The organism is Nocardia sp. NPDC058705 (assembly GCF_042749305.1).
Lineage (GTDB): Bacteria > Actinomycetota > Actinomycetes > Mycobacteriales > Mycobacteriaceae > Nocardia.
The window spans coordinates 38,484-63,063 of sequence record NZ_JBHYRN010000010.1 but is presented as its reverse complement, the minus strand read 5'-3'; the positions used below and the strand labels follow the sequence as shown (position 1 = coordinate 63,063).

Sequence of the window (24,580 nt, the reverse complement as noted above, 5' to 3'; positions counted from 1 at the left end):
AATTTCGCCGGGCGCGACACACCTCACTCTTTGCGTTCGCCGTTTTCGTCGAGCAGTCCACGCCGCGCTTGCGAGGCGAGCTTGCGCTCGGCCGCACCGATGCGGTCGTTGGTCTCGAGCCGCAGGTCGGTACCGCGGCCGGTCGGCTGCATGTCGACACCCGCCGAGATCATCGGCTCCCATTCGAAGGTGACGCCCGCGATGGTCACCGGACAACCCGGCTGCGCACCCTGCTTGACCAGCTCGGCTTCGACACCGAGGCGAGCCAACCGGTCGGCCAGGTAGCCGACGGCCTCGTCGTTGTTGAAGTCGGTCTGCTTGATCCAGCGCTCGGGGCGAGTACCACGCACGATGAAACCGCCCGCCTCCTCCGGATCGGCGATGACACTGAAACCGGTCTCGTCGGTCGCGATCGGGCGGATGATGGGGCGCTTGGGCGCGGCCTTGGGATGATCCTCGCGATACTGACGGACCATGTCGGCCAGCGCGAAGGTCAACGGGCGCAGGCCCGCCCGGCTCACCGCGGAGATCTCGAACACCGGCCAGCCACGTTCGGCGAACTCTGCCGACACCATCTCGGCCAGCTCGGCCGCGTCGGGCACGTCGGTCTTGTTGAGGATGACCACGCGCGGGCGGTCGGCCAGGTCACCGAGGCTGGCGTCACCCGACAGCGCGGGCTTGTAGGCGGCGAGCTCGGCTTCGAGCGCGTCGACGTCGGAGACCGGGTCGCGGCCGGGTTCCAGGGTCGCGCAGTCGACGACGTGGGCGAGCACCGCGCAGCGTTCGATGTGGCGCAGGAAGTCGAGGCCGAGGCCACGGCCTTCGCTGGCGCCGGGGATCAGGCCGGGAACGTCAGCGATGGTGAAGGTCGTATCGCCCGACAGCACGACGCCCAGGTTCGGGACCAGCGTAGTGAACGGGTAGTCGGCGATCTTCGGCTTGGCCGCGGACAGCACCGAGACCAGCGACGACTTGCCCGCGGACGGGAACCCGACCAGCCCGACGTCGGCGACCGACTTCAGCTCGAGGACGACATCGACCACGTCGCCCTCTTCACCGAGCAGCGCGAAACCGGGCGCCTTGCGGGCCTTGGACGCCAGCGAGGCGTTGCCGAGGCCACCACGGCCGCCACGGGCGATGATGAACCGGTTGCCCGCGCCGACGAGGTCGCAGACCACCTTGCCGTCGTCATCGACGACGACGGTGCCGTCGGGAACCTGCAGCACCAGATCGGCGCCGTTCTTGCCCTCGCGGTTGCTGCCCTCGCCCGGCTTGCCGTTGCCCGCCTTGGCGTTGGGGTGGAAGTGGAAATCGAGCAGCGTGTGGACGTTGGCGTCGACCTCGAGGATCACATCGCCGCCACTGCCGCCGTTGCCACCGTCGGGGCCACCGAGCGGCTTGAACTTCTCACGATGCACCGAGGCGCAACCGTGTCCACCTCTACCGGCACTGACATGCAGCACGACGCGGTCGATGAATTTGGACATGAGGTTGATCCTCCTCCTTCTGACTTGTCGATTGCGGTAAGGGTGGGCGAACACGACAGAGCGGGTCAGGGAAACCCTGACCCGCTCTGGTGTCCGTGGGGAGCTGACGCTCCAGGCGGTCAGGCCTGGACCGGCTCCGGTACAACGATGTTCACGGTCTTGCGGCCACGCTTGGTGCCGAACTCGACCGCGCCCGCCTCGAGGGCGAACAGCGTGTCGTCGCCACCACGGCCGACGTTCACGCCCGGGTGGAAGTGGGTTCCACGCTGACGGACCAGGATCTCGCCCGCGCTGACCTTCTGGCCACCGAAACGCTTCACGCCGAGGCGCTGGGCGTTCGAATCGCGGCCGTTCCGGGAGCTGGATGCGCCCTTCTTATGTGCCATTGCTTCGTCTCCTCGGGAAAATTCTTACTTGATGCCGGTGACCTTGATGACCGTCAGCGGCTGACGGTGACCCTGGCGCTTGTGGTAGCCGGTCTTGTTCTTGAACTTGTGGATCCGGATCTTCGGGCCCTTGGTCTGGTCGATGACCTCAGCGGCCACGGAGATCTTGGCCAGCTTGTCGGCGTCGGTGGTCAGATCGGCGCCGTCGACGACGAGAACCGGGGTCAGCGCCACGGCGGTGCCGACGGGACCCTCGATCTTCTCGACCTTCACCAGGTCACCGACCGCGACCTTGTACTGCTTTCCGCCGGTCTTGACGATTGCGTACGCTGCCATCGGTCGGCTTCCTCCACTCACATTGGTGCTGCACATGTCCACGCCGCAGCTGCGACGTGTATTTCTGGGCTCATCCCCGCAGAGCGGGGGAAGAACGTTTGCTGCCTGCGGTACGCACCCGGCCTGTTCGGCCAGATGCTCAATCACTGGGCAGCGACCGACCTAGGTTACCAGAGCGGTATGCCCTCCCCCAATTCGGCCGGTCAAGGGCCGAATCGGGGGCAAGCATCGAGCTACTGCGAATCCGCAGGCGCGCCGGCGGGACGACCCACCGCGCGACGGCGCGGCTTACGTTCCGGGACGACGACGGGTTCGGCGGCGAAGTCCACGACGGCCGCCGCGGGCGGCTGATCGTTGGCCGACAGGACGAACACGGCTCCCGTGCTGTCCGGTGCGGGTGCCGCCGTGGAACGCGCTACGCGACGCCTACGGGGCGCCCGCGCTGCGGGTTCGGCGGCGACCGGAGCCGGTTCGGGCTGCGAGGTCTCGACGACCGGCGTTTCGACGACCTGAGTCTCGACAACCGGGGCTTCGACGACAGCGGCGGTTTCGGCCGGAGCCGCGATCACCGCTTCCTCCTCGACCTCGGGCTCTGCCTCGCCGGAGATGACCCCGGTGAGCGGACCCTCGGTGTTCGGCTCGGTGTTCGCGGCCGCGGAACCACGTCCCGACCGGCGCGAACGCGACCGTGAGCGCGACCTGGTCGGCTCGGCGGGCGTCTCCTCGACGACCTCGGTGGGCTGCTCGTCGTCCTCGTGATGACCGGCCATCGCCAGCACCACCGGGTGGGCCCGCTTGACCGCGATCTCCTCTTCGGGATGCTCGGCGGCCGGCGCGGTGCCGTTGGTCGCCGGTGCGGCGACGGCGGGCTTGTCGCGATCCTTGCCGCGACGACGACGCGAACCGCTCTCCTTCGAACGCGGTTCCTCCACACCCGACCCGGAATCCACCGGGTAGGAGTGCACGAGGATGCCGCGACCGTGGCAGTGCTCACAGGTGGTGGAGAACGCCTCGACCAGCCCGGTGCCCAGCTTCTTGCGGGTCATCTGGACCAGGCCCAGCGAGGTGACTTCCGACACCTGGTGGCGGGTGCGGTCGCGCCCGAGCGCCTCGGTGAGACGACGCAGCACCAGGTCACGGTTGGATTCGAGGACCATGTCGATGAAGTCGACGACGATCATGCCGCCGATATCGCGCAGCCGCATCTGGCGCACGATCTCCTCGGCCGCTTCCAAGTTGTTCTTGGTGACGGTCTCCTCGAGGTTCGACGAACCCGAGCCGGTGAACTTGCCGGTGTTGACGTCGACGACGGTCATCGCCTCGGTGCGGTCGATCACCAGGGTGCCGCCCGAGGGCAACCACACCTTGCGATCGAGGGCCTTGGCGAGCTGTTCGTCGATGCGGTAGGCGTCGAACACGTCGACACCGTTGTTCTCGTGCCGGTCGACCCGCACCAGCAGGTCGGGGGCGACGGTGCGCACGTAGTTCTCGACGGTGCTCCACGCGCGGTCACCTTCGATGACCAGCTTGGCGAAGTCCTCGTTGAACAGGTCGCGGATGACCTTGACCAGCATGTCGGGCTCTTCGTAGAGGGCCTTGGGTGCGTTGGTCTCCTTGGCGGCGGCCTCTTCGATGGTGCGCCAGGCGGCCTGCAACCGTTCGACGTCGCGAGCCAGTTCGGGCTCGCTGACACCCTCGGACGCGGTCCGGATGATCACGCCGGCATCGGACGGAACGATGTCGCGCAGGATCTCCTTGAGCCGCTTGCGCTCGGTGTCGGGCAGCTTGCGGCTGATCCCGGTCGAGGTCCCACCCGGCACGTACACCAGGAAGCGACCCGCGAGGGAGATCTGGGTGGTCAAACGGGCGCCCTTGTGACCCACCGGGTCCTTGGACACCTGCACCAGCACCTGATCGCCGGGCTTGAGCGCCTGTTCGATCTTGCGCTCACGACCACCGAGACCGGCGGCCTCCCAGTTCACCTCACCGGCGTAGAGCACGCCGTTGCGGCCGCGGCCGATGTCGATGAACGCGGCTTCCATGCTGGGCAGCACGTTCTGCACCTTGCCGAGGTAGACATTGCCCACCATCGACGCCTGACCGGAACTGGTCACGAAGTGCTCGACCAGGATGTTGTCCTCCAGGACCGCCACCTGAGTGGTGGTCTGGTGACCCGGCGCGTGCTCGGCCGGATCGAACGCCTTCTCGCGCACGACCATCACCCGGTCGACCGCCTCGCGGCGAGCCAGGAACTCCGACTCGGTCAGGATCGGCGGACGACGACGCCCGGCCTCCCGACCGTCCCGGCGACGCTGACGCTTGGCCTCCAGGCGGGTGGAGCCGGAGATGCCCTGCACTTCGTCGGGGTTGTTGTTCGAGCTCGAACGCTCGCGCCGCTTGTTGCGGGGCTCGCGCTCGTGCACGACGGTGTTCGGCGGATCGTCTTCGGTCGCGGTCTCGGCATCGGCGGACTCGCCGCCCACCTTGCGACGGCGACGACGACGGCGACGACGGCTCGCGCCATCGGAGGTGCCGTCCTCGTCGTCGGTGTCGGAATCGCTGTCGTCGGCCTGCTCCGCCTCGGCGGCGACCGGCTCGGCCTGCTGCTCGGCCTCGTCGGACTCGTCGTCTTCGGACTCGTTGTCCTCGCCGTCGGCGGACTGCTCGCCACGACCGCGACCACGGCCACGACGGCCACGGCGGCGGCGACGGGGCTGGCCGTCGGCGTCGTTGTCGTCATCGGCGGCGTCGGCGGCCGATTCCTCGGCGACCTCGACCTCGGCCTCGATCTCCTCGACCGGCGCCTCGACGGGCTCTTCGCGCTTGGGGGTCCGCTCGGCGCGACGGCGCTTACGGGTCTCCTCGGCGGCGGTGGCGTCCGGCGCCACGAACAGCGGCATGCCCACCGAGGCGGGTGCCTCGAAGGTCACCGGCTCGGCCTGCACGGGGGCGTCCGAGGGGCGGTGGGTGAACAGGTCGGTGTGCGCGTCCTCGCGCATCGCGGCGAACACCTCGTTGGTGCCCGCGACGTGGGGTGCGGAGAAAAGCGATGCGGTGGTGTCGGCCGGCTGCTCGGCGACGGGGGTGGCGCGCTTCTTCGCGCGCGTAGTGGGGGCGGGTGCTGAAGGTTCGCCGGGTTCGGCGTCAGCGGCGGCGATCGCGTCGCGCACCGTCTCGGCGACGGCGCGATCGACATTCGATTGCACACTGCGCGCCTCGGCGCCCAGCTCGGCCAGTTTGGCCAGGATGCGTTTGCTGGTCACTCCCAACCGTTTGGCCAGTGCATGAACTCGAATTCGCTCCGGCAATTGATCGGCATCCTGTTGTGTTGTGTCCAGCGGCTCTTTTTCGGCCACGAAGTCTCCTCGGGCCCCCGGGCGCGTCCTTCCCCGGTACGGGAGTGACGCGGCCGACGCGGGGGCATCGTCCGTGCACCTCGTACCCGATGGTACGAGGGTCATCTGGTCTCGCCCCGCGTGTCCGGTCGCACCTCGATCGATCATCTGGCGGGCCAACCGGTCACGCGGCGCCTGGCTGTACGGCGTGGCACCGCGCTTTCGAGCGCTCATCCAGCATGCCTGTGCGGGCGACCCCAGCAACAGGGTGTCCGTGCGTGGCAGCGATGATCGGCATCAACCGCGGTGTCATCCGGTCATGTTCGCCGCCGCGTCGCGTACCTGCGCGACAGGTCGGCGTCGAACACATCCGTCATCAGTATCCCATACGGTTCGCGCGGGGATCGCCATCGGCGCAACTCACGCGAACTGTGCCCCGCTCACGGCCGCCGTTTCACCCGGCGGATCCAGCGAGCGAGGGCGACCCGGTCGAGCGGAGTTCGATACCGCCTGACCGGGTGTCCTACTACCTTCTACCTACTTGCTGACCGCGACGGATCAGGCGGGAAATTCGGGGAACCAGAGGGCGATCTCGCGCTTGGCGGACTCGGGCGAGTCGGAGCCGTGGACCAGGTTGAACTGGGTCTCCAGGCCGAAGTCGCCACGGATGGTGCCGGGCACGGCCTTCTCCACCGGGTCGGTGCCACCGGCGAGCTGACGGAACGCCGCGATCGCGCGCGGGCCCTCGAGCACGGCCGCGACGACCGGGCCGGAGGTGATGAATTCGATGAGCGAGCCGAAGAAGGGCCGCTCGGCGTGTTCGGCGTAGTGCTCGGCCGCGAGCTCCGGGGACACGTTCTTCAGTTCGAGGGCCTGGAAGGTGAGGCCCTTGCGCTCGATCCGCGCGAGGATCTCGCCGGTGAGGCCCCGGGAGACACCGTCCGGCTTGATGAGTACCAACGTCTGCTCAGTCACGGGGTAACCCTAGCGTCGGCCGTGTCAGCACGCCGATCGGGCCCTCGAGCGCAGGCCTCGCGCACATTCGCTGAAGCCTGCGTACCCGGCAACCGTCAGGACTTCGTACCCATTCGCTGGCTGGGGAGCAGACCGGCATCCATCCGACGCTGGACATCTGCGCGTAGGAGGAGGATGAATGCCCACACCGCGATGAACACCACCGCGATCACGCCGATCGACAGGTGGATCAACGCGCCTGCCAGCAACAGCACCTGCAGACCGAGGTTGAACGGGATCGCCCACGACTTCCGCTGCACGCCCGCGCCCAAGATCATCAGCAGCGAGAGCACCACGAGGTAGGTCCCCGAGAACCACGTGACCCCGCCGCCGACGTCGGCGACCACCGGCAGCGCCAGCAGCACCACGATCGCCTCGAGGACCAAGGTCCCCGCCATGACACCGCGCAACCCCTTCCAGGGATCGGTCGCAGGAGGAGGCACTTCACTCATGCTGTGTCCATTCGGCGTGCTCGGGCGACCTCCGTGGTCACGCTCCGCTTCCTCCTCCGGTCGCTGACCGCTCACGCCGGACCCTTTCCGAACAGTGCGCGCGCCGCACCGGCGGTGACGACCGATCCGGTGACGATCACGCCCGCACCCGAGATCACATCGCCCTCGTCACCGGCCTGCTCGGCCAGCGCGATCGCCGACTCCAGCGCGTCGGGCAACGTCTCGGCGGTGATCACGCGTTCGTCGCCGAACCGCTGCACGGCCAGGTCGGCCAGTGCGTCCACATCCATGGCCCGCGGGGAACCGTTGCTGGTGACGACGATTTCGTCGAAGACCGGTTCGAGCGCGTCGAGAATCCCGGCCGCGTCCTTGTCGGCGAGCACCGCAACCACCCCGACCAGCTTGCGGAAGTCGAACTCGCCGGTGAGCGTCTTGGCCAGTGCCTGCGCACCCGCCGGATTGTGGGCGGCGTCGACGAAGATGGTGGGCGCGTTACGCATCCGTTCCATCCGCCCCGGGCTGGCCACACTCGCGAAACCGGTTCGCACAGCGTCGATATCGAGCTGACGTTCCGCGCCCGCACCGAAGAACGCCTCCACCGCGGCCAAGGCGAGCGAGGCATTGCGGGCCTGGTGCTCACCGTGCAGCGGCAGGAAGATCTCGTCGTAGACCCCGCCGAGCCCCTGCAGCGTCAGCAACTGTCCGCCGACGGCGACGGCGCGTTCCAGCAGCCGGAACTCCGCGCCCTCACGGGCCACCGCGGCGTCCTCGGCGACGGCCCGGCGCAGCAGCACGTCCATCACCTCGGGCTCCTGCTCGGCGATCACCGCGACGGTGTCGGTCGGGATCAGTGCCTCGGGGGCACGCTTGATGATCCCGGCCTTCTCCTTGGCGATCGACTCGAGGTCGGGGCCGAGGTAGTCGGTGTGGTCGAGACCGATCGGGGTGATCACCGCGACCTGCGCCTGGATCACATTGGTGGCGTCCCAGGTGCCGCCCATGCCGGTTTCGACCACGGCCACGTCGACCGGCGCCTCGGCGAACGCCGCGTAGGCCATGCCGGTGAGCACCTCGAACTTGCTCATCGCGGGCCCGCCGTTTTCGGCGGAGCGCTGGTCGATCATGCCGATATAGTGGGCGAGTTCGTGGTAGGTCGCCACGTAGTCGGCCGGGCTGATCGGCCGGTTGTCGATGCTGATCCGCTCGGTCGCCAGCTGCAGGTGCGGGCTGGTGATCCGGCCGGTGCGCCGGTGCAGCGCGGTGAGCAGGGCGTCGATCATCCTGGTCACCGAGGTCTTGCCGTTGGTGCCCGCGACGTGGATGGCCGGGTAGTTGTTCTGCGGGTTGCCGAGCAGGTCCATCAGGGTGGAGATCCTGGTGAGCGAGGGCTCGATCTTGGTTTCGGGCCAGCGCTTGTCGAGTTCGGCTTCTACCAACGCCATTTCGGCGAGGTCGACCGGCGAGGGTCCGGTGTCGGGTCGAGCCTCCTCATAGCCGGTGCCGCCGAAGTCACCGCTGTCGGGCTCGATGTCCTCGGGGTCGATGTCGAAGGGGCCCAGGTCGCTCATTTGGCGCTCAGCTCCGCCAGGCGAGCGCCGATGCGGGTCACTTCGGCCGTGGCCACATCACGACGCGCGGTGATCTTGTCGACGACCGGCTGCGGCGCCTTGGCCAGGAAGGCCTCGTTGCCGAGCTTGGCCGTGGTGGTGTCGAGGTCCTTCTGCGCGGCCGCGAGATCTTTCTCCAACCGGCGACGCTCGGCATCGAGGTCGATCGCGCCGGAGGTGTCGAGCTGCACGGTGACGGTGCCGCCGGACAGGCGCACCTCCACCTCGGCGGTGGTGGCGAAGTCCTCGCCCGGTTCGGTGAGCCGGGCCAGGTTGGCGACCGAGTCGGCGAACCCGCTGAGCCCGGCCTCGTCGATGCCGACGAGGGTGGCCTTCACCTTCTGCTTGTCGGCCAGACCCTGGTCGCCGCGGAACCGGCGGATCTCGGTGATCAACCGCTGCGTGTCGGCCACGCGCTGGGCGGCGAGTTCGTCGGTGGCGATGCCACTTGCCTGCGGCCACGCGGCGATCACCAGCGATTCACCGCCGGTGAGCGCCTTCCACAGGGTTTCGGTGACGAACGGGATCACCGGGTGCAGCAGGCGAAGCACCGCATCGAGCACGCTGCCGAGCACCACCGCGGTGCTGTCGGCGCGGGCGTCGGATTCGGCGAACTGAACCTTGGACAGTTCCAGGTACCAGTCGCAGAGTTCGTCCCACGCGAAGTGGTAGAGCGCCTCGCAGGCCTTGCCGAATTCGTAGGCGTCGAAGGCGGTGTCGACTTCGGCGCGGACCTCGTCGAGCCGGTCGATGATCCACCGGTCGGCGTCGGTGAGGGTGTCACGCGGGGGCAGTTCGCCCGTGCGCGCGCCGTTCATCAGCGCGAACTTGGTGGCGTTGAACAGCTTGGTGACGAAGCTGCGCGAGGCCAGCGCGTGCGCGTCGCCGACGGAGAGGTCGCCGCCTGGCTGGGCACCGCGGGCCAGGGTGAAGCGCAGCGCGTCGGCGCCGTAGGAGTTGATCCAGTCCAGCGGGTCGATGCCGTTGCCGCGCGACTTCGACATCTTCTTGCCGTGCTGGTCGCGGATCAGACCGTGCAGGAACACGTCTTCGAACGGAACCTGCTTCTGTCCGCCCTTACCGGCCGTGAGCACCGGATCGTCGCTGACGGACATGCCGAACATCATCATCCGGGCCACCCAGAAGAACAGGATGTCGTAACCGGTGACGAGCACGCTGGTCGGATAGAACTTCGACAGCTCGGGGGTCGAGTCGGGCCAGCCCATCGTGGAGAACGGCCACAGACCCGAGGAGAACCAGGTGTCGAGCACGTCCGGGTCCTGCACCCAGCCCTCGGGCGCTTCCTCGCCGGGGCCAAGGCACACGATCTCACCTTCGGGGCCGTACCAGATCGGGATGCGGTGGCCCCACCACAGCTGACGCGAGATGCACCAGTCGTGCATGTTGTCGACCCAGTCGAACCAGCGCGGTTCCTGGCTGGCCGGGTGGATCTTCACGTCGCCTTGGCGCACGGCGTCACCGGCGGCCTTGGCCAGGGTGTCGACCTTGACCCACCACTGCATCGACAGGCGCGGCTCGATCGGTTCACCGGAGCGCTCCGAGTGACCGACCTGGTGCTTGTAGGGGAACTTGCGTCCGACGATGCGGCCTTCGGCCTCGAGACGTTCGCGGATCTTCACGCGGGCTTCGAAGCGGTCCATGCCGTCGAATTCGGTACCGCTGTCGGCGATCCGACCGGCCTTGTCCATGATCGTCGGCATCGGCAGGCCGTGGCGCAGACCGAGTTCGAAGTCGTTGGGGTCGTGCGCGGGGGTGATTTTCACTGCGCCGGAACCGAATTCGGGGTCGACGTAGTCGTCGGCGACGATCGGGATCTGACGGCCGGTGATCGGGTGATAGAGCGTGGTGCCGATCAGCGCCTTGTAGCGCTCGTCGTCGGGGTGGACCGCGACGGCGGTATCGCCGAGCATCGTCTCCACCCGGGTGGTGGCCACGATCACGTGTGGTTCGTCGTCGTCGAGCGAGCCGAACCGCATGCTCACGAGCTCGCCGTCGACCTCCTTGTGGTCCACCTCGAGATCCGAGATTCCGGTCTGCAGCACCGGCGACCAGTTCACCAGGCGCTCGGCCCGGTAGATCAGCCCCGTGTCGTAGAGCCGCTTGAAGATCGTCTGCACCGCGCGCGACAGACCGTCGTCCATGGTGAAACGGTCGCGGGCCCAGTCGACGCCGTCACCGAGGCGACGCATCTGCCCCTGGATCTGGCCGCCGGACTCGCGCTTCCAGTCCCACACCTTGTCGATGAACAGCTCGCGGCCGAACTCTTCCTTGGTCTTGCCGTCGGCGGCCAGCTGCTTCTCCACCACGGTCTGGGTGGCGATACCCGCGTGGTCCATGCCCGGCAGCCACAGCACCTCGTAGCCCTGCATCCGCTTGCGGCGGGTGAGCAGGTCCATGATCGTGTGGTCGAGCGCGTGGCCCATGTGCAGGGTGCCGGTGACGTTCGGCGGCGGCAGCACGATCGAGTACGGCGGCTTGTCCGAGGACGCGTCGGCGGCGAAGTACCCGGCGTTTACCCAGCCCTCGTACAGGTCGGCCTCTACCTCGCTGGGGTTCCAGCTCTTGGGCAGGGCATCGGCACGATTACGCGAGTTGTCTCCGGGTGTGGCGGTCACGTGCCAATCCTAAGGGGAGGCGGCGACATGTTTTTCCCCGCCCGCCGCAGACATGAAACGCAACCACGCACGACCCGACCTCTAGGAGGGTCCACCGCGCAGCGGCGGTTCGCGGCGGGACATATGTGGCCGCGAACTCGAGCGCCCCGGCGCTGCAAAAAAAGGAGACGGACTCTTCGGTGGATGAGGGACACCGAAGACTCCGTCTACGACACCGATACTACCGGCGATCCACCGCACCCAGCAGAATCCATATGGAATTCTCAGCTTCGGATTGCGCTGGTCAGCGAGGCCATGTGACGCGCCACGACGACACGCGGAAACCCTTGTCTCCCAAGCCTCGAACGCGAATCTCCGGGAAACCCCCGATTGCCGTTTTGTCCGAATTACCGGACCCTGGACAGGGTGACGCCCCCGCTCGAATCCTCCGCACCCGTTCCGCCCTCGGTACCGCGGGTCATCATCCCCGTCGCCCTGGTGGACCTACGCGCGAGCGAGGTCGAAGAACTGCGCTACCCGAGCACCACCGTCCTGGTCTTCGCCGGTGTCCCCGGCGCGGGAAAGTCCACCGCGCTCCACCGCTTCTTCGGCGCGGGCCCCGACGCCGAACAACCGGTGCGCACCGACTCCGGCGCCCTGGTACTCGACTCGAACCACACCCGCAATCGTCTGCGCCACCGCCTCGGCTGGGCCCCGTACGCCCTGTGGCGCCCACTGGTCCACCTCGCGCACTATCGCGCGATCCGCGACGCCCTCCACGACAGCGACGGACCGGTCGCGATCCACGACTGCGCGACCTTCCGCTGGAGCCGACGCCTGATCACCCGCTGGGCCGCGCAGAGCCGCCGCGAACTGCACATGGTGCTCATCGACGTGCCCGCCGACGAGGCCAGACGCGGTCAGATCAGCCGGGGCCGCAGCGTCAACGGGCTCGCCTTCACCGGCCATTGCCGTCGCTGGGAGGCGATGATGGATTCCCTCGGAGCCCGCGACGCCACCCACACACCGGACGCACACCCGCTGTCGTCGACATCGGTGGTGATCATCGACCGACAGACATTGCATGCCGTGTCGCGCATCGCTTTCGACGCGCCCTGATCGACCACGCCACACCAACTACCCCGTCCAGACGGCCATGCCGTGCGCGATGTCGAGGCACCAGCCGTCGACGCCGACTCACCCGGATACCGACGCCGGTCGGGTCCACCCAGCCGCCGTCACCGCCGCACCCAGGCTTATGGCACCAGAACCGTCAGCGCCCCCGGCATCGCCTGCACTGTCACCGGCAGCATCCCGGCAGGCTCACCATCGGCCGTCGCGTACCCGCCCTCGGCGCTGACCGTGATCCGCCGCGCCCGATACCGTTTCGTCGAGGGGTGGTCGATCCGCTTGCCCGACGACAACGCGGGCAGCAGCCGCGCCATCTCCAGCCGCGACACCGCGCCGACCACCGTGATGTCGAGATACCCGTCGTCGGCGAGCGCATCGGGACACACCAGCATCCCGCCGCCGTAGGTGCGGGTGTTGCCGATCGGCGCCATCACCGCGTCGGTGAGGATCACCACGTGCGAGTCGGGCGGGTTGTCGAGCACACCGGGCGCCAGGCCCGACATCTCGATCCGGAACGGCAGGGTGTAGCCGCGCATCAACTCGACAACGGCGGCCGCGGTGTAGCGCAGGGGTCCGCGCGGATAGCGCATCTTGTTGGCGCGCAAGGTGACTCGTGCGTCGAACCCGGTTCCGACCACGGTCGCGAACCAGGTGGGGGTGGCATCGGGCGATTCGATCCGCCCCAGATCGATGGTGCGTGTTCGGCCTGCGAGCAGGATGTCGACGGCGGCGCGCGGGTCGTCGGTCGGAATCGAGAGCTCGCGCGCCAGGTCGTTGCCCGTGCCCGCGGGCACCAGCCCGAGTGGCACCCCGCTGTGCGCGACGGCGGCAAGCAATACGTTCATCAGCCCGTCGCCGCCGACGCAGATCACCGCGTCGGGCCGGTCCTCGCCCGCGACGAGCGTCCTGACCTGGGCCACCGACTCGTCCGCGCTGGGCGCCCGCACCTGGACGACCTCGACATCGCGAGCCGCGAGCTGAGCCAGCACCGTCTCGGCGACACCGTCACCACGGCCCGACCCCGAATGCGGGTTGGTGACCACGACGACGCGCCGCACCGCATGTTCGCTCACGACTCCACCTCGCCGATGCTCAGCTCCGTCGACCTCTGATTCGCCCGCCGAAACTGCTTCACGGGACCAGCTTTCCAGGATTGAGCACCCCGGTGGGGTCGAGTTCGCGTTTCACCGCGCGCAATACCCGAACGCCCAGGTCACCGATCTCCGCGCGCATCCACGGGCGGTGGTCGGCGCCGACGGCGTGGTGGTGGGTGATGGTGCCGCCCGCCGCGACCATCGCGTCGCTCGCCGCGGATTTGGCGATGCGCCACTGCGCGATCGGATCGTCGAGCTGCTTGGCGACGACGGTGAAATACAGCGAGGCCCCGGTCGGGTAGGTGTGCGAGATGTGGCACATGACCAGCGCGGGCGTGCCCTGCGCGCCGAGCGCGTCCATCAGCGCGCCGGTGACCTTCACCTTGAGGTTGGTCAGATTCGCCCAGCTGGTGGCGGTTTCGAGGGTCTCGCACAGCACACCGACGTCCAGGAGCGCGTCGCGCAGGTAAGGCGCGGCGAACCGGCCGTGCTCCCACTGCTGGGCGGGCGCCTCGCCGAGTGCGGTGCCACCAGCGGCTGCCAGCAGCGCGCTCGCCTCGGCCGATCGCGCCGCGACATGGTCCTTGGTGCCTTCGAAAGTGGTGACGGCCAGGCAGCCCGACACCGGGTTGCCGCCGACATCGGCGGAGCGGGCCAGGTTCAAACCCGTCTCGGCCTCGTCGGACAACCGCATCACCGTCGGCGCGGCACCGGCCTGCACCACGGCGCGCAGTGCGGCCGCGCCGGTGGCGAAGTCGGGAAACGACCAGGCTTGGTAGCCAACGGTTTCCGGCACGGGATGCACCCGCAGGGTGACCGAGGTGATGATGCCGAGCGCGCCTTCGGATCCGACGAACAGCTCACGCAGGTCGGGCCCGGCCGCGGACGCGGGAGCGCGGCCGAGGTCGAGGGTCCCCTGCGGGGTGGCGATCACCAGGCGTTCGACCATGTCGTCGAACCGGCCGTAGCCCGCCGACGCCTGCCCCGACGACCTGGTCGCAGCGAACCCGCCGATACTGGCGAATTCGAAACTCTGCGGGAAATGCCCGAGCGAGAGCCCGTGCGCGCCGAGCAACTCCTCGGCCTGCGGGCCGGTGAGTCCGGCGCCGAGGGTGGCGGTGCCGCTGGCCGGATCGACCTCGGTGAGGGTGTCGAGCCTGCGCAGGTCGAGCGCGATCACGGTGGCGAACTGCCCGCGCACCGGATCGACGCCGCCGACCACGCTGGTTCCGCCACCGAACGGGACCACGGCGACGGCGTGTTCGGCACAATAGGTCAGCAGCGCGAGGACCTGCGCGTGATCGGCCGGGAAGACGACCGCGTCGGGGGCGTTCTGCGGTTCGCTCGCGCGGCGGCGCAACAGGTCGGGGGTGCTCTTGCCGCCCGCGTGCCGGAGCCGGTCGAGGTCGGCAGTCGTGAGATGTTCGTCACCGACGATCGCGGCCAGACCGCTCCGGTCGGCGGCGGTGAGTGCGGTGGGGACGAGCGGTACCTCGTCGGCGGCGCGGCGCGCGACCGGCTCGCCCGAGATCCCGAAGACCTGTCCGAGCAGGCCACGGATCTGCGCCGACAGCGGCTGGTGACCGGCGGCGACGCCCCAGGCGTCCCACACCATGTTCGGCGCCACCGTAGCCATGTTCGATGACACAGTGGCGGATCCGGAGAGTTCGTCTTGCATCTCGACCATGCATTACATACTGACATATAATGTCAAGCAGTAACCAACGATATGTCCCAGAGTCGACATCCGCACCGCTGTCGGATGTCACCACCGGCCATTCGCGACCGCAACCCTGCTGGTCCGCTCGATACCCTTGGGCGGTTCCAACTCGACCAGGGCGCCCGCTCCGGCGCCTTCCGAACACACCGGCGGTGAAGCACGATGATCGACCTCGCGACCCACGCTGACCAGCTTTCGCCCACCGACGTGGCGATTCTCGATGCCACGCGGGCCTGCGTCGTCGATTTCGGTGTTCGCCGAACCACTCTCACCGAGGTGGCGCGGCGCGCGGGCGTGAGCAGGCCGACGGTCTACCGCCGTTGGCCCGACACCGGGTCGCTGATCGCCGAACTGCTGGTCCGTGAACTGCGCACGATCGTCGCCGAGACCATGCCCGACACCGGTCTCGGCCGGGATCGGCTGGTCCTCGGCATCGTGTCGGGCGCGGCGGCGATTCGGTCGAACGCGGTGTTCGCGAAGATCTTCCGCACCGACACCGACCTGATGCTCACCTATGTGTTCGGCCGGTTGGGCCGCAATCAGCGCACGCTGATCGAGCTGTTCGCGACCATCATCCGGCGCGGCCACAAAGACGGGTCCATCCGGTCCGGCGATGCGGAGCACATGGGCACCATGCTGCTGCTCATCACCCAGTCGGCGGTGCAGTCGGCGGGCACGGTGGCGGAACTGCTGGCCGGTGCGGAGTTCGACGCCGAATTGTCCAGGGCTATCGAGGGTTATCTACTCCCGCTACCCGACAAGGAACCCGATGTCTCCTGATGCCTCGCTCAACGCCGCCCGGCGCTCCGCCGACCTGAGTACCCTCGGCGACCGTCCCGAGGTCGACCTGGTGGTGATCGGCGGCGGCGTGACCGGAACCGGCGTCGCCCTCGACGCCGCCGCACGCGGCCTGCGCACAATCCTGGTGGAGCGCAACGACTTCGCGTTCGGCACCAGCCGCTGGAGTTCGAAGCTGGTGCACGGCGGTCTGCGGTATCTGGCCAGCGGTCGGGTCGGGATCGCGCACGAGAGCGCGGTCGAGCGCGGCATCCTGTTGCGCACCACCGCCCCGCATCTGGTGCGCCCGCTCCCCCAGCTCGTACCGCTGCTGCCGGGCATCAAGCCGATCCAGACTTCGCTGATCCGTGCGGGTTTCGCCGCCGGTGACGCGCTGCGGATCGCGGCGCACACCTCCGTCGACACCTTGCCGCGTTCACGCCGGGTGGCCGCCGCCGAGGCGCTGCGGTTGGCACCGACCGTGCGACGCGAAGGGCTGCGCGGCGGGTTGCAGGCATGGGACGGACAGCTCGTCGACGACGCGCGATTGGTCGTCGCGTTGGCTCGCACAGCGGCAGCCGTTGGCGCGACGGTGCTCACCCGCATGGAAGCCGTTGCCGCGACCGGTGATTCGGTCCAGCTGCGCGACACACTTTCCGGCGAAACTCTGCAGGTGCGGGCGCGCGCGGTGGTGAACGCCACCGGCGTGTGGGCGGGCGAGGTCGATCACAGCATCGAACTGCGCCCCAGTCGCGGCACCCACCTCGTCTTCGACGCCGCGGCTTTCGGGGGACTCAGTGCGGCACTGACGGTTCCGGTCCCGGGCAGCATCAGCCGCTTCGTCTTCGCCATGCCCGCCGCCCACGGCCGCGTCTACCTCGGCCTCACCGACGAGGACGCCCCGGGCCCGATCCCCGACGAACCCCAGCCGACCGAGTCCGAGATCGACTTCCTCCTCGAGACCATCAACACCGCCCTGCGGGAACCCTTGACCCGCAACGACATCCGCGGCACCTTCGCCGGTCTGCGCCCCCTGCTCAAAACCGCCGACGACAGCACCGCCGACATCTCCCGCGAACACGCCGTCCTCACCGCCCCCAACGGCCTGATCACCGTCGTCGGCGGCAAGCTCACCACCTACCGGCAAATGGCCGAGGACGCCGTCGACGCGGCAGTCACCCAGGCAGCCCTCGCAGCCACTCCCTGCCGCACCACCCGTCTCCCCCTCGTCGGCGCCGTCGCCGGTGCCGCCCGCGACCGCATCGACGCCCCACCGGTCCTCATCGAGCGCTACGGCAGCGAAGCGACCCACATCGTCTCCGCCTGGCTCGCCGACCCCACCCTCGCCGAACCGGTCGCCCCCGGAATCGACGTCACCGCAGCCGAATTCGACTTCGCCATCACCCACGAGGCCGCCCTGACAGTCAACGATCTCCTCGACCGTCGCACCCGTATCGGCCTGGTCCCCACCGACCGCGAAGCCGCCACCTCCGCAGCCGTTGCCGCCTTCGCCAGGCACAACATCACCGCCTGATCCACGGGCCTGGAGAACCGCGGATCAGCCGGTTCTCCAGGTAGCCAGGTCCGCGCGCATGCAAGCACGCGGCCATTCATCGAGCCCGTGCGCGATCTCGTCCGCACGGATCGCCCGCAGGCCACGAGGTTCGTCGGCGGGCGGGATGTAGGTGAATCCGAGGCGTTCGTAGTACGGGCCGTTCCAAGGTACCTGCGTGAACGTCGTGAGCGTGATCTCTCGCAGGCCATTGCCCTTCGCCCACCCCACCGCGTGATCGATCAATCGCTTACCGATCCGCGCCCCCGCATGCGCCGGATCGACAGAGACCTGCTCGATATGCGCCTGACCATCGACGAGACCGAGAACGAGATACGCCACCGGGCGGCCGTTCTCGTCCGGCCACACCCAGGCCCGGCCATCGGAAACGAAGCCCCCCAACACCTCCCGTGACGGCGGCTCGTCCTCGGCCACCGCACGCATCCCCACCTCGGCGAACGGCGCCCCCGCCCGTCGCTCGATCTCCTGCAGCGCCGCGATCTCCTCGGCCCGCGCGAGCCGCACCGGCCCACCGCCCACCGGTGTCGCGACGATCCCGTTGAGCAGCGTCCGAAGGTTCCAGCGCGCACGCTCCCCACCGTCGTCGACAGCCTCGGCGGCGATATGGCGATAGATCAGGTCGCAGGCCCAGCCGGCGGTCACCGGGTCGACGCCCCCTTCGCGCAGCAGGGCGAGCACCTGTTCGAGCAGGCCGAGGGCGTGTCGGGTGGTCGGGAACCACCCGAAGGCTACGAGCGCGAGACCGTCGTGCCGAGCGAGCGCCTCGATCGCGGCTTCGACCAACTGGGTCACCCGCGCCCGCCAATCACCCTCGGTGGCCGCCGGGACCTGCGCCAGCACGTGATCGAGCATTCCGGTCAGCAGGTCGTCGCGATTGGCGACGTAGACGTACAGCGACGCGGCCCCGGTGTCGAGTTCCTTGGCAACCCGGCGCATCGTGAGCGCGCCCGAGCCATCGGTGTCGAGGGTGCGCAAGCCGGTCTCGATGACGAGTTCCCGGCTCAGGGGCACTTTCGCCGGTCTCGCCCTGCGGCTGACGGGTGCGGCGTTCATGCGCCGATCCTACGCGCCGAACGAACATCGTTTGGCACGAACGCCGTTCGAAATTCCCCTTCGAACCTTATCCCCGAGCGTCCGGGCATCTATGCTGGCGACGGGCCCTCGGTCGCGGTCTGCGAGCTCGGCGTGGCCGGCCGGGGCCGCGGGGAAGGCCAGTCCGATTAGGAGGCGTTGATGCACGCGCATTCGTCCACCGTGGCCATCGTGCCGGGGACCGGGATCGTCGCTCGATTCGGCGATGTCGTCGTCTATCTGGCCGGGGAGACACCCTCGACCGATCGACTCCTCGGCGCGGTGGAAACCGTCGCCAACAGCACGGCGGCGAGCGCGCCCGGCGCGGCACTCGCGCAGCGACTGGCGGGCGTGGTCTTCGGCGGCGCTTCTGCCCCACCACCTTTCGGCGTGCTCGCCCCGACCGCCGACGGCATGCTGATCCTGCTGCGCGGCGCGGTGATCGCCGAGATCTCCGGCGCCGAGGGCAATCGTCGTCTCGCCGGTGACCGCGCCTTCACCTGGGTCGACGAGATCATCCGCGAACCGGTCCGCCGGATCGCGGTCGGCGCCGAGATGGCCGATCCCACCAGCGCCAACCCGCGCACCGACCTGCGCGCCGGCATCGTCACCGGCAACGGCTTCGTGCTGAACCTGGGCCGCCGCCGCAATCCCCCGCCCCGCCGGGTCGAGGCCATCGACGAACCCGCGCCGACCGAGGCCACCGGTTTCCAGGCCCTTCGCCCACCGACGCGCCCCACCGACACCAGCGACGCGCTCCCGGCCACCGCCGGTTTCGCGGCGCCCGAGCAACCCGCGACCTCGGGTTTCCAGCCCGACGTGGGCCGACCCGACAGCGAGACGGTGAGCGCCGGACCGAACACCGGCGAAAGCGTCAGCGCCGGTGTCGCCAACTCCGACGGTGTCACGGTGAGTACCGGCCCACGCAACTCCCCCGCCGCCAACGCGCCCCGCGCCTGGTCCCAGGCACTCGATGCCGCCAAACGGGCCGAACCGGTCGCATTGAGCAAGGGGGCTGGTTCGCGCGGCGCCCTGGTCACCGAAGACGGGCTGAGCTACCCACTGGATCGGCCGTACGTCCTCGGCCGCAATCCCTCGGGGGAAGAATCGGTTCGCGCCTCCGCGGCGACGCCGATCCTGATCGAACGCGATCGGCTCGTCTCGCGGGTTCATGCCTTCGTCGCCCCCGACCGTGGCAAGGTGTTCGTCCGCGAGGCCCCCGCGACCTCCGGCACGTTCTTCGCCGCCCCCGACAGCGAACGCTGGTCACGCGTGGGCACCCTCCCGATCGAGTTACAACCGGGCTGGCGCCTGCGGATCAACGACTTCCTGCTGACCTACTGCGTGTAAAACAGACCATCCCGACGCCCGTGCGTGCAGCTCCACGGGCGTCGGATCGCGAATCGGCTCAGGCCTCGAGGGCGTCGAGCAGTGCCGCGCGCTGACGAGCACCGAGCCCGCCGATGCGGCGATCCTCGGGAATCTCAGCCTGATCCATCAGCTTCGCGGCCTTGACCGGGCCAACGCCCGGCAGTGCCTTGATCACGGCAGCGACCTTGGTCTTTTTCACCAGGTCGTCGCTGTCGGCTTTCTTGAGCAGATCGGCGACGGTGACCTTGCCCTCCTTCACCTTGCCGATCAGTTCCGAGCGCGCCTTGCGCACGGCAGCCGCTTTGGCCAACGCCTCGGTGCGCTGTTCGGCGGTCATCGTAGGCAGTGCCATGTCTCCTCCGCTTCCACTCGTCACTCGAACATCTGATTGACGGACCGAGTAAACAGCACGAAATCGGCAGTACCAGTCCGACACACCGCGAGGATACGCCGATGAGTTTTGCGTGCCGAACCCGTCGTAATCAGTGAAGGCCCTGCAAGACGGACCAAACGGACGAAAAGACGGTTTTCGGGGAACCGGTCCCCTATCCATTTCCCCGGGCCTTAAACATTCGAGTAACACCCCGATGACCAGCGACGACACACCATCCAGAAGCACTTCACGGGATCAAGGTTCAACGGCGAACCACGGAGGATCAACGAAGCTCCTCGACCCGGGCGCGACGGTTTTCCCGTCGTCACCGCATCCCCGTTCTGGTGCATCGACAGCTACAAAGCTTGTGCGCCAGACATTTTGAGACCCCCGCGGGCCTGCTGATCCGGGCCCGCGGGTGTAGTTCCCCCGCTCGATGCGCAACAATGACGCGACCCGGCGAAACCCTTTTTGCTAACTGGAGTTGCGATGCGCGAGGAACACCCGCTCGACCACGAGGTCACCGCCCTGCCCGTGCGGGTGGAACGGGCCAGGCGTCGCATCGCCTATCAGTCCGATCCGGCCCTGACCGACGCGCTGTCGGAAGACGAATTGCGCGCCGAACGCGAGCTCGCCGAGAAGATCCGCACCTATGAGCGCGATCAGCGCTGGAAGCAGATCGAGGCCGCCTCCTCGCACTCCGACCGCCTGCGCGACACCACCGCGGCGCTCGAGCGGGCCGAGATGTCGGACCTGATGGTCGCCCGCAAGGCGATCGCCGCGCAGCGTCGTGAATCCAACCCGCGCGCGCGGCTGGCCTCGCTGTATCAGCACCGCACCTGGTCGCTGCGCGGATTGGCGGGCGTGGTGATCGTGGGCATGCTGTGGTCGGCGGTGAACGTCCAGCACAACATCGCCCCCGGCGGACCCAGCGACCCGCTCTACTGGGCCAGCTTCGGCCTCGAGGCGATGATCAGCGTGTGTCTGATCATCATCATGATCGGCACCACCCGGGTCGCCGAGTGGGGCGTGATGGGCAACCGCAACCAGGTGCTGATCGCCGAGGGGTTCCTGCTCACCCTGACCATCGCCCTCAACACCTATCCCCACCTGAGCGCAGGGCACTGGTACGACGCCGCTGTGCACGCCATCGCCCCGGTGATGATCGGTGTCGCCCTGCTCATCCACAACGCCGCCAGCGCCCGCTACAGCACCGCCATTGCCCGTGCCAGTGCGGAGATCCCCGCCGACGACGGCGACGATTTGCTCGCGGCGCCGAAACTCGGCGATCCGGCCGCCAACTAGCCGCCTCCCGCAGCCCGAGAACCCAGCACAGCGAAGGGCCCCTCCGGATCAGATCCGAAGGGGCCCTCAGCTATTGGTTTGTTACGCCGACTTCTCGCGACGCTCGGGACGCTGTGCCTTGCGTGGCACGATCGTCGGGAGGACGTTGTCGATGACGGTGTCGGCGTTCACGACCACCTTGGCGACGTCGTCGCGGCCCGGGATGTCGTACATCACCGGCAGCAGGACTTCCTCCATGATGGCGCGCAGCCCGCGTGCACCGGTGCCGCGCAGGATGGCCTGATCGGCGATCGCCTCGAGCGCGTCGGTGGTGAACTCCAGATCCACGCCGTCCATCTCGAACAGGCGAACGTACTGCTTGACCAGTGCGTTCTTCGGCTCGGACAGGATGGTGACCAGCGATTCCTTGTCCAGGTTCGTCACCGAGGCGACGACCGGCAGGCGGCCGATGAACTCGGGGATCAGACCGAACTTGATCAGATCCTCCGGCATCACGTCGGCGAAGTGGTCATCGGTGTCGACCTCGGCCTTGGAGCGAACCTCGGCGCCGAAGCCGATGCCGCGGTGCCCGGTGCGGTCGGAGATGATCTTCTCCAGGCCCGCGAAGGCGCCCGCGACGATGAACAGCACGTTGGTGGTGTCGATCTGGATGAACTCCTGGTGCGGGTGCTTGCGACCGCCCTGCGGCGGCACACTCGCCTGGGTGCCCTCCAGGATCTTCAGCAGCGCCTGCTGCACACCCTCGCCCGACACATCGCGGGTGATCGACGGGTTCTCGCTCTTGCGAGCGATCTTGTCGACCTCATCGATGTAGATGATGCCGGTCTCGGCGCGCTTGACGTCGTAGTCGGCGGCCTGGATCAGCTTCAGCAGGATGTTCTCGACATCCTCGCCGACGTAGCCCGCCTCGGTGAGCGCGGTGGCGTCGGCGATGGCGAACGGCACGTTCAGCATCTTCGCCAGGGTCTGCGCGAGGTAGGTCTTACCGCAGCCGGTGGGGCCGAGCATCAGGATGTTCGACTTGGCCAGCTCCACGGTCTCACCGCGGGCGTCGCGCCCCTTGTCACCCGCCTGGATGCGCTTGTAGTGGTTGTAGACCGCGACGGCGAGGGTCCGCTTCGCGGTGTCCTGGCCGATCACGTAGTTCTCCAGGAAATCCCGGATCTCCGAAGGCTTGGGCAGTTCGTCGAGCTTCACTTCGCTCGACTCGGCCAGCTCTTCTTCGATGATCTCGTTGCACAGATCGATGCACTCGTCGCAGATATAAACCCCGGGGCCCGCGATGAGCTTCTTGACCTGCTTCTGGCTCTTTCCGCAGAACGAGCACTTCAGCAGATCGCCGCCGTCTCCGATGCGCGCCATCTCGTAGGTCCCTACTTCCTTGTCCGAGTGCGACCGTCGTCCCCCGATTGGGCCGTCAAATACGTCTCGGTGCCGTCAATCAGAGCAATGGTCCCTGAGTCGACCGTACCTGTTGTGCGCGAATGAGGTCGACAACTCGCGCATGTTTGTCGTGACTGCTGTGCGGGTCCTCACCATTGTGAGCCACCGCGGGTGAAAAAGCCGGGCCCGCCGCCCAGATCATGGCAGCGGGCCCGGGCGTGTCACTTCTGTCCGCTGAGCTTGCGGTAATCGAAGACCTGATCGATGATGCCGTATTCCTTGGCTTCCTCGGCGGTCAGGATGTTGTCGCGGTCGGTGTCCTTGCGGACCTGCTCCTCGGACTTGCCGGTGTGGCGCGAGATGGTGACTTCCATCAGGCGACGCATCCGCTCGATCTCGGCCGCGGCGATCTCGAGGTCGGACACCTGACCCTGCACACCGCCCGAGGACGGCTGGTGGATCAGGATGCGCGCGTTGGGCAGCGCGGCCCGCTTGCCGGGGGCACCGGCGGCCAGCAGCACCGCGGCGGCCGAGGCTGCCTGGCCGAGGCAGACCGTGACCACGTCGGGGCGCACGTACTGCATGGTGTCGTAGATCGCCATCAGCGCGGTGAACGAGCCACCGGGCGAATTGATGTACATGGTGATGTCGCGGTCGGGGTCCTGGGACTCCAGCACCAGCAGCTGCGCCATGATGTCGTTCGCCGAAACGTCGTCGACCTGGTTGCCCAGGAAGATGATGCGCTCCTCGAACAGCTTGTTGTACGGGTCGGAAGTCTTGACGCCGAACGAAGTCTGCTCGGTGAACTGCGGCAGGATGTAGCGCGACTGCGGCAGGCTCGCACCGGAGCCGTGGCCGGCGCGCGGGTCGAAGAGGTTGGCCATCTTTATCTCCAAGCTTGTCTCGAGTGAGGGGGGACGGCGGCGGTTACTTCGCCTGGTTCGCGTGCGCGACCACGTGGTCGATGAAGCCGTACTCGAGGGCTTCCTTCGCCGTGAACCATCGGTCGCGGTCCGCGTCCTCGGTCACCTGCTCCACCGACTTGCCGGTGTGCAGCGACTGCAGTTCGTTGAGCTCACGCTTGGTGTGGGCGAACTGCTCGGCCATGATCGCGATATCGGCCGCCGAACCACCGATGCCCGCCGACGGCTGGTGCATCATGATCCGGGTGTGCGGCAGCGCGAAACGCTTGCCCTTGGTGCCCGCGGTGAGCAGGAACTGTCCCATCGATGCGGCCAGACCCATCGCGACGGTCTTGATGTCGCACTCGGCGAACTGCATCGTGTCGTAGATGGCCATGCCCGCGGTGACCGAGCCACCGGGGGAGTTGATGTAGAGCGCGATGTCCTTGGTCGCGTCCTCGGCCGAGAGCAGCAGGATCTGCGCGCAGATCTTGTTCGCGATCTCATCGTCGACCTGGGTGCCCAGGAAGATGATGCGCTCGCGAAGCAGCCGTTCGTACACGGAATCACTGAGGTTGAGTCCAGCGGTAGCGGCTGTCATGACCCCTGCCTGGTTGATCGTCACGGATACCTGCCTTCTCTTCTCAC

Annotated in this window: 20 protein-coding genes; 5 read left to right on the top strand and 15 right to left on the bottom strand. The window is 68.1% G+C overall.

What is annotated here, in order from left to right:
* Positions 1 to 23: 23 nt before the first annotated feature.
* The 8 genes from obgE to ACFW6D_RS14600 all read right to left on the bottom strand — a co-directional run bounded on the left by obgE (position 24) and on the right by ACFW6D_RS14600 (position 11,253).
* A complete protein-coding gene (gene obgE / locus ACFW6D_RS14635) occupies positions 24 to 1,487 on the bottom strand; it encodes a GTPase ObgE (protein ID WP_379328297.1) in 1,464 nt (487 codons plus the stop codon).
* Between the two features lie 119 nt (positions 1,488 to 1,606).
* Complete coding sequence (gene rpmA, locus ACFW6D_RS14630; protein WP_056821498.1) at positions 1,607 to 1,873, bottom strand: 50S ribosomal protein L27; 267 nt, start codon at positions 1,871 to 1,873, stop codon at positions 1,607 to 1,609.
* Positions 1,874 to 1,897: 24 nt separating this feature from the next.
* Entirely contained in the window at positions 1,898 to 2,209 is a 312-nt protein-coding gene (gene rplU / locus ACFW6D_RS14625) for a 50S ribosomal protein L21 (RefSeq protein WP_056821499.1), read from the bottom strand.
* A gap of 233 nt (positions 2,210 to 2,442) precedes the next feature.
* On the bottom strand, positions 2,443 to 5,565 hold the full coding sequence (locus ACFW6D_RS14620; protein ID WP_379328295.1) for a translation initiation factor IF-2 N-terminal domain-containing protein: 3,123 nt from the start codon (positions 5,563 to 5,565) through the stop codon (positions 2,443 to 2,445).
* Positions 5,566 to 6,102: 537 nt separating this feature from the next.
* Entirely contained in the window at positions 6,103 to 6,519 is a 417-nt protein-coding gene (gene ndk, locus ACFW6D_RS14615) for a nucleoside-diphosphate kinase (RefSeq protein ID WP_379239176.1), read from the bottom strand.
* A gap of 95 nt (positions 6,520 to 6,614) precedes the next feature.
* Positions 6,615 to 7,010, bottom strand: coding sequence for a DUF4233 domain-containing protein (locus ACFW6D_RS14610; protein ID WP_379239177.1), 396 nt, complete (start codon positions 7,008 to 7,010; stop codon positions 6,615 to 6,617).
* Between the two features lie 71 nt (positions 7,011 to 7,081).
* Complete coding sequence (locus ACFW6D_RS14605; RefSeq protein ID WP_379328491.1) at positions 7,082 to 8,452, bottom strand: bifunctional folylpolyglutamate synthase/dihydrofolate synthase; 1,371 nt, start codon at positions 8,450 to 8,452, stop codon at positions 7,082 to 7,084.
* 122 nt (positions 8,453 to 8,574) lie between these two features.
* The gene (locus ACFW6D_RS14600; protein WP_379328293.1) at positions 8,575 to 11,253 is read right to left on the bottom strand and encodes a valine--tRNA ligase; all 2,679 of its coding nucleotides are present in this window, start codon (positions 11,251 to 11,253) and stop codon (positions 8,575 to 8,577) included.
* A 405-nt stretch (positions 11,254 to 11,658) separates the two neighbouring features.
* Between ACFW6D_RS14600 and ACFW6D_RS14595 the strand changes: the two genes are divergently transcribed.
* The gene (locus ACFW6D_RS14595; RefSeq protein WP_379328291.1) at positions 11,659 to 12,351 is read left to right on the top strand and encodes an AAA family ATPase; all 693 of its coding nucleotides are present in this window, start codon (positions 11,659 to 11,661) and stop codon (positions 12,349 to 12,351) included.
* A 137-nt stretch (positions 12,352 to 12,488) separates the two neighbouring features.
* Here the strand turns inward: ACFW6D_RS14595 and ACFW6D_RS14590 are convergent, their stop codons facing one another.
* Both ACFW6D_RS14590 and ACFW6D_RS14585 read right to left on the bottom strand, forming a co-directional pair.
* A complete protein-coding gene (locus ACFW6D_RS14590) occupies positions 12,489 to 13,436 on the bottom strand; it encodes a YegS/Rv2252/BmrU family lipid kinase (RefSeq protein ID WP_379328289.1) in 948 nt (315 codons plus the stop codon).
* Between the two features lie 58 nt (positions 13,437 to 13,494).
* Positions 13,495 to 15,135: an FAD-binding oxidoreductase gene (locus tag ACFW6D_RS14585; protein ID WP_379328489.1), complete on the bottom strand. Its 1,641-nt coding sequence runs from the start codon at positions 15,133 to 15,135 to the stop codon at positions 13,495 to 13,497.
* Between the two features lie 204 nt (positions 15,136 to 15,339).
* On the opposite strand from ACFW6D_RS14585, the gene ACFW6D_RS14580 reads away from it, so the two are divergent.
* On the top strand, positions 15,340 to 15,957 hold the full coding sequence (locus tag ACFW6D_RS14580; protein ID WP_379328287.1) for a TetR/AcrR family transcriptional regulator: 618 nt from the start codon (positions 15,340 to 15,342) through the stop codon (positions 15,955 to 15,957).
* A complete protein-coding gene (locus tag ACFW6D_RS14575) occupies positions 15,947 to 17,488 on the top strand; it encodes a glycerol-3-phosphate dehydrogenase/oxidase (RefSeq protein ID WP_379328285.1) in 1,542 nt (513 codons plus the stop codon). The genes ACFW6D_RS14580 and ACFW6D_RS14575 overlap by 11 nt, the downstream gene beginning before the upstream one ends.
* A gap of 24 nt (positions 17,489 to 17,512) precedes the next feature.
* Here the strand turns inward: ACFW6D_RS14575 and ACFW6D_RS14570 are convergent, their stop codons facing one another.
* Positions 17,513 to 18,580, bottom strand: a complete 1,068-nt coding sequence (locus ACFW6D_RS14570) for a GNAT family N-acetyltransferase (protein WP_379328283.1) — start codon at positions 18,578 to 18,580, stop codon at positions 17,513 to 17,515.
* Between the two features lie 180 nt (positions 18,581 to 18,760).
* Between ACFW6D_RS14570 and ACFW6D_RS14565 the strand changes: the two genes are divergently transcribed.
* On the top strand, positions 18,761 to 19,948 hold the full coding sequence (locus ACFW6D_RS14565; protein WP_379328281.1) for an FHA domain-containing protein: 1,188 nt from the start codon (positions 18,761 to 18,763) through the stop codon (positions 19,946 to 19,948).
* A 58-nt stretch (positions 19,949 to 20,006) separates the two neighbouring features.
* On the opposite strand, the gene mihF is transcribed toward ACFW6D_RS14565, so the two are convergent.
* Positions 20,007 to 20,321, bottom strand: a complete 315-nt coding sequence (gene mihF / locus ACFW6D_RS14560) for an integration host factor, actinobacterial type (protein WP_019045768.1) — start codon at positions 20,319 to 20,321, stop codon at positions 20,007 to 20,009.
* A 510-nt stretch (positions 20,322 to 20,831) separates the two neighbouring features.
* On the opposite strand from mihF, the gene ACFW6D_RS14555 reads away from it, so the two are divergent.
* Positions 20,832 to 21,647 (top strand): hypothetical protein, encoded by an 816-nt coding sequence (locus ACFW6D_RS14555; protein ID WP_379239185.1) that lies wholly within the window; start codon positions 20,832 to 20,834, stop codon positions 21,645 to 21,647.
* Positions 21,648 to 21,728: 81 nt separating this feature from the next.
* On the opposite strand, the gene clpX is transcribed toward ACFW6D_RS14555, so the two are convergent.
* The 3 genes from clpX to ACFW6D_RS14540 all read right to left on the bottom strand — a co-directional run bounded on the left by clpX (position 21,729) and on the right by ACFW6D_RS14540 (position 24,533).
* On the bottom strand, positions 21,729 to 23,009 hold the full coding sequence (gene clpX, locus ACFW6D_RS14550; RefSeq protein ID WP_358117833.1) for an ATP-dependent Clp protease ATP-binding subunit ClpX: 1,281 nt from the start codon (positions 23,007 to 23,009) through the stop codon (positions 21,729 to 21,731).
* Between the two features lie 242 nt (positions 23,010 to 23,251).
* Entirely contained in the window at positions 23,252 to 23,914 is a 663-nt protein-coding gene (locus ACFW6D_RS14545; RefSeq protein WP_379239186.1) for an ATP-dependent Clp protease proteolytic subunit, read from the bottom strand.
* 43 nt (positions 23,915 to 23,957) lie between these two features.
* On the bottom strand, positions 23,958 to 24,533 hold the full coding sequence (locus ACFW6D_RS14540; RefSeq protein ID WP_056821854.1) for an ATP-dependent Clp protease proteolytic subunit: 576 nt from the start codon (positions 24,531 to 24,533) through the stop codon (positions 23,958 to 23,960).
* Positions 24,534 to 24,580: the final 47 nt, after the last annotated feature.

Bases quoted from the DNA above. Each gene is read 5' to 3' on its own strand.
- ACFW6D_RS14610 (WP_379239177.1), bottom strand. From the start codon at position 7,010: ATGAGTGAAGTGCCTCCTCCTGCGACCGATCCCTGGAAGGGGTTGCGC.
- clpX (WP_358117833.1), bottom strand. From the start codon at position 23,009: ATGGCGCGCATCGGAGACGGCGGCGATCTGCTGAAGTGCTCGTTCTGC.
- rpmA (WP_056821498.1), bottom strand. From the start codon at position 1,873: ATGGCACATAAGAAGGGCGCATCCAGCTCCCGGAACGGCCGCGATTCG.
- rplU (WP_056821499.1), bottom strand. From the start codon at position 2,209: ATGGCAGCGTACGCAATCGTCAAGACCGGCGGAAAGCAGTACAAGGTC.
- ACFW6D_RS14575 (WP_379328285.1), top strand. From the start codon at position 15,947: ATGTCTCCTGATGCCTCGCTCAACGCCGCCCGGCGCTCCGCCGACCTG.
- ACFW6D_RS14555 (WP_379239185.1), top strand. From the start codon at position 20,832: ATGCGCGAGGAACACCCGCTCGACCACGAGGTCACCGCCCTGCCCGTG.
- ACFW6D_RS14570 (WP_379328283.1), bottom strand. From the start codon at position 18,580: ATGAACGCCGCACCCGTCAGCCGCAGGGCGAGACCGGCGAAAGTGCCC.
- ACFW6D_RS14545 (WP_379239186.1), bottom strand. From the start codon at position 23,914: ATGGCCAACCTCTTCGACCCGCGCGCCGGCCACGGCTCCGGTGCGAGC.
- ACFW6D_RS14540 (WP_056821854.1), bottom strand. From the start codon at position 24,533: ATGACAGCCGCTACCGCTGGACTCAACCTCAGTGATTCCGTGTACGAA.
- obgE (WP_379328297.1), bottom strand. From the start codon at position 1,487: ATGTCCAAATTCATCGACCGCGTCGTGCTGCATGTCAGTGCCGGTAGA.
- mihF (WP_019045768.1), bottom strand. From the start codon at position 20,321: ATGGCACTGCCTACGATGACCGCCGAACAGCGCACCGAGGCGTTGGCC.
- ACFW6D_RS14580 (WP_379328287.1), top strand. From the start codon at position 15,340: ATGATCGACCTCGCGACCCACGCTGACCAGCTTTCGCCCACCGACGTG.
- ACFW6D_RS14565 (WP_379328281.1), top strand. From the start codon at position 18,761: ATGCACGCGCATTCGTCCACCGTGGCCATCGTGCCGGGGACCGGGATC.
- ACFW6D_RS14585 (WP_379328489.1), bottom strand. From the start codon at position 15,135: ATGCAAGACGAACTCTCCGGATCCGCCACTGTGTCATCGAACATGGCT.
- ACFW6D_RS14605 (WP_379328491.1), bottom strand. From the start codon at position 8,452: ATGGCGTTGGTAGAAGCCGAACTCGACAAGCGCTGGCCCGAAACCAAG.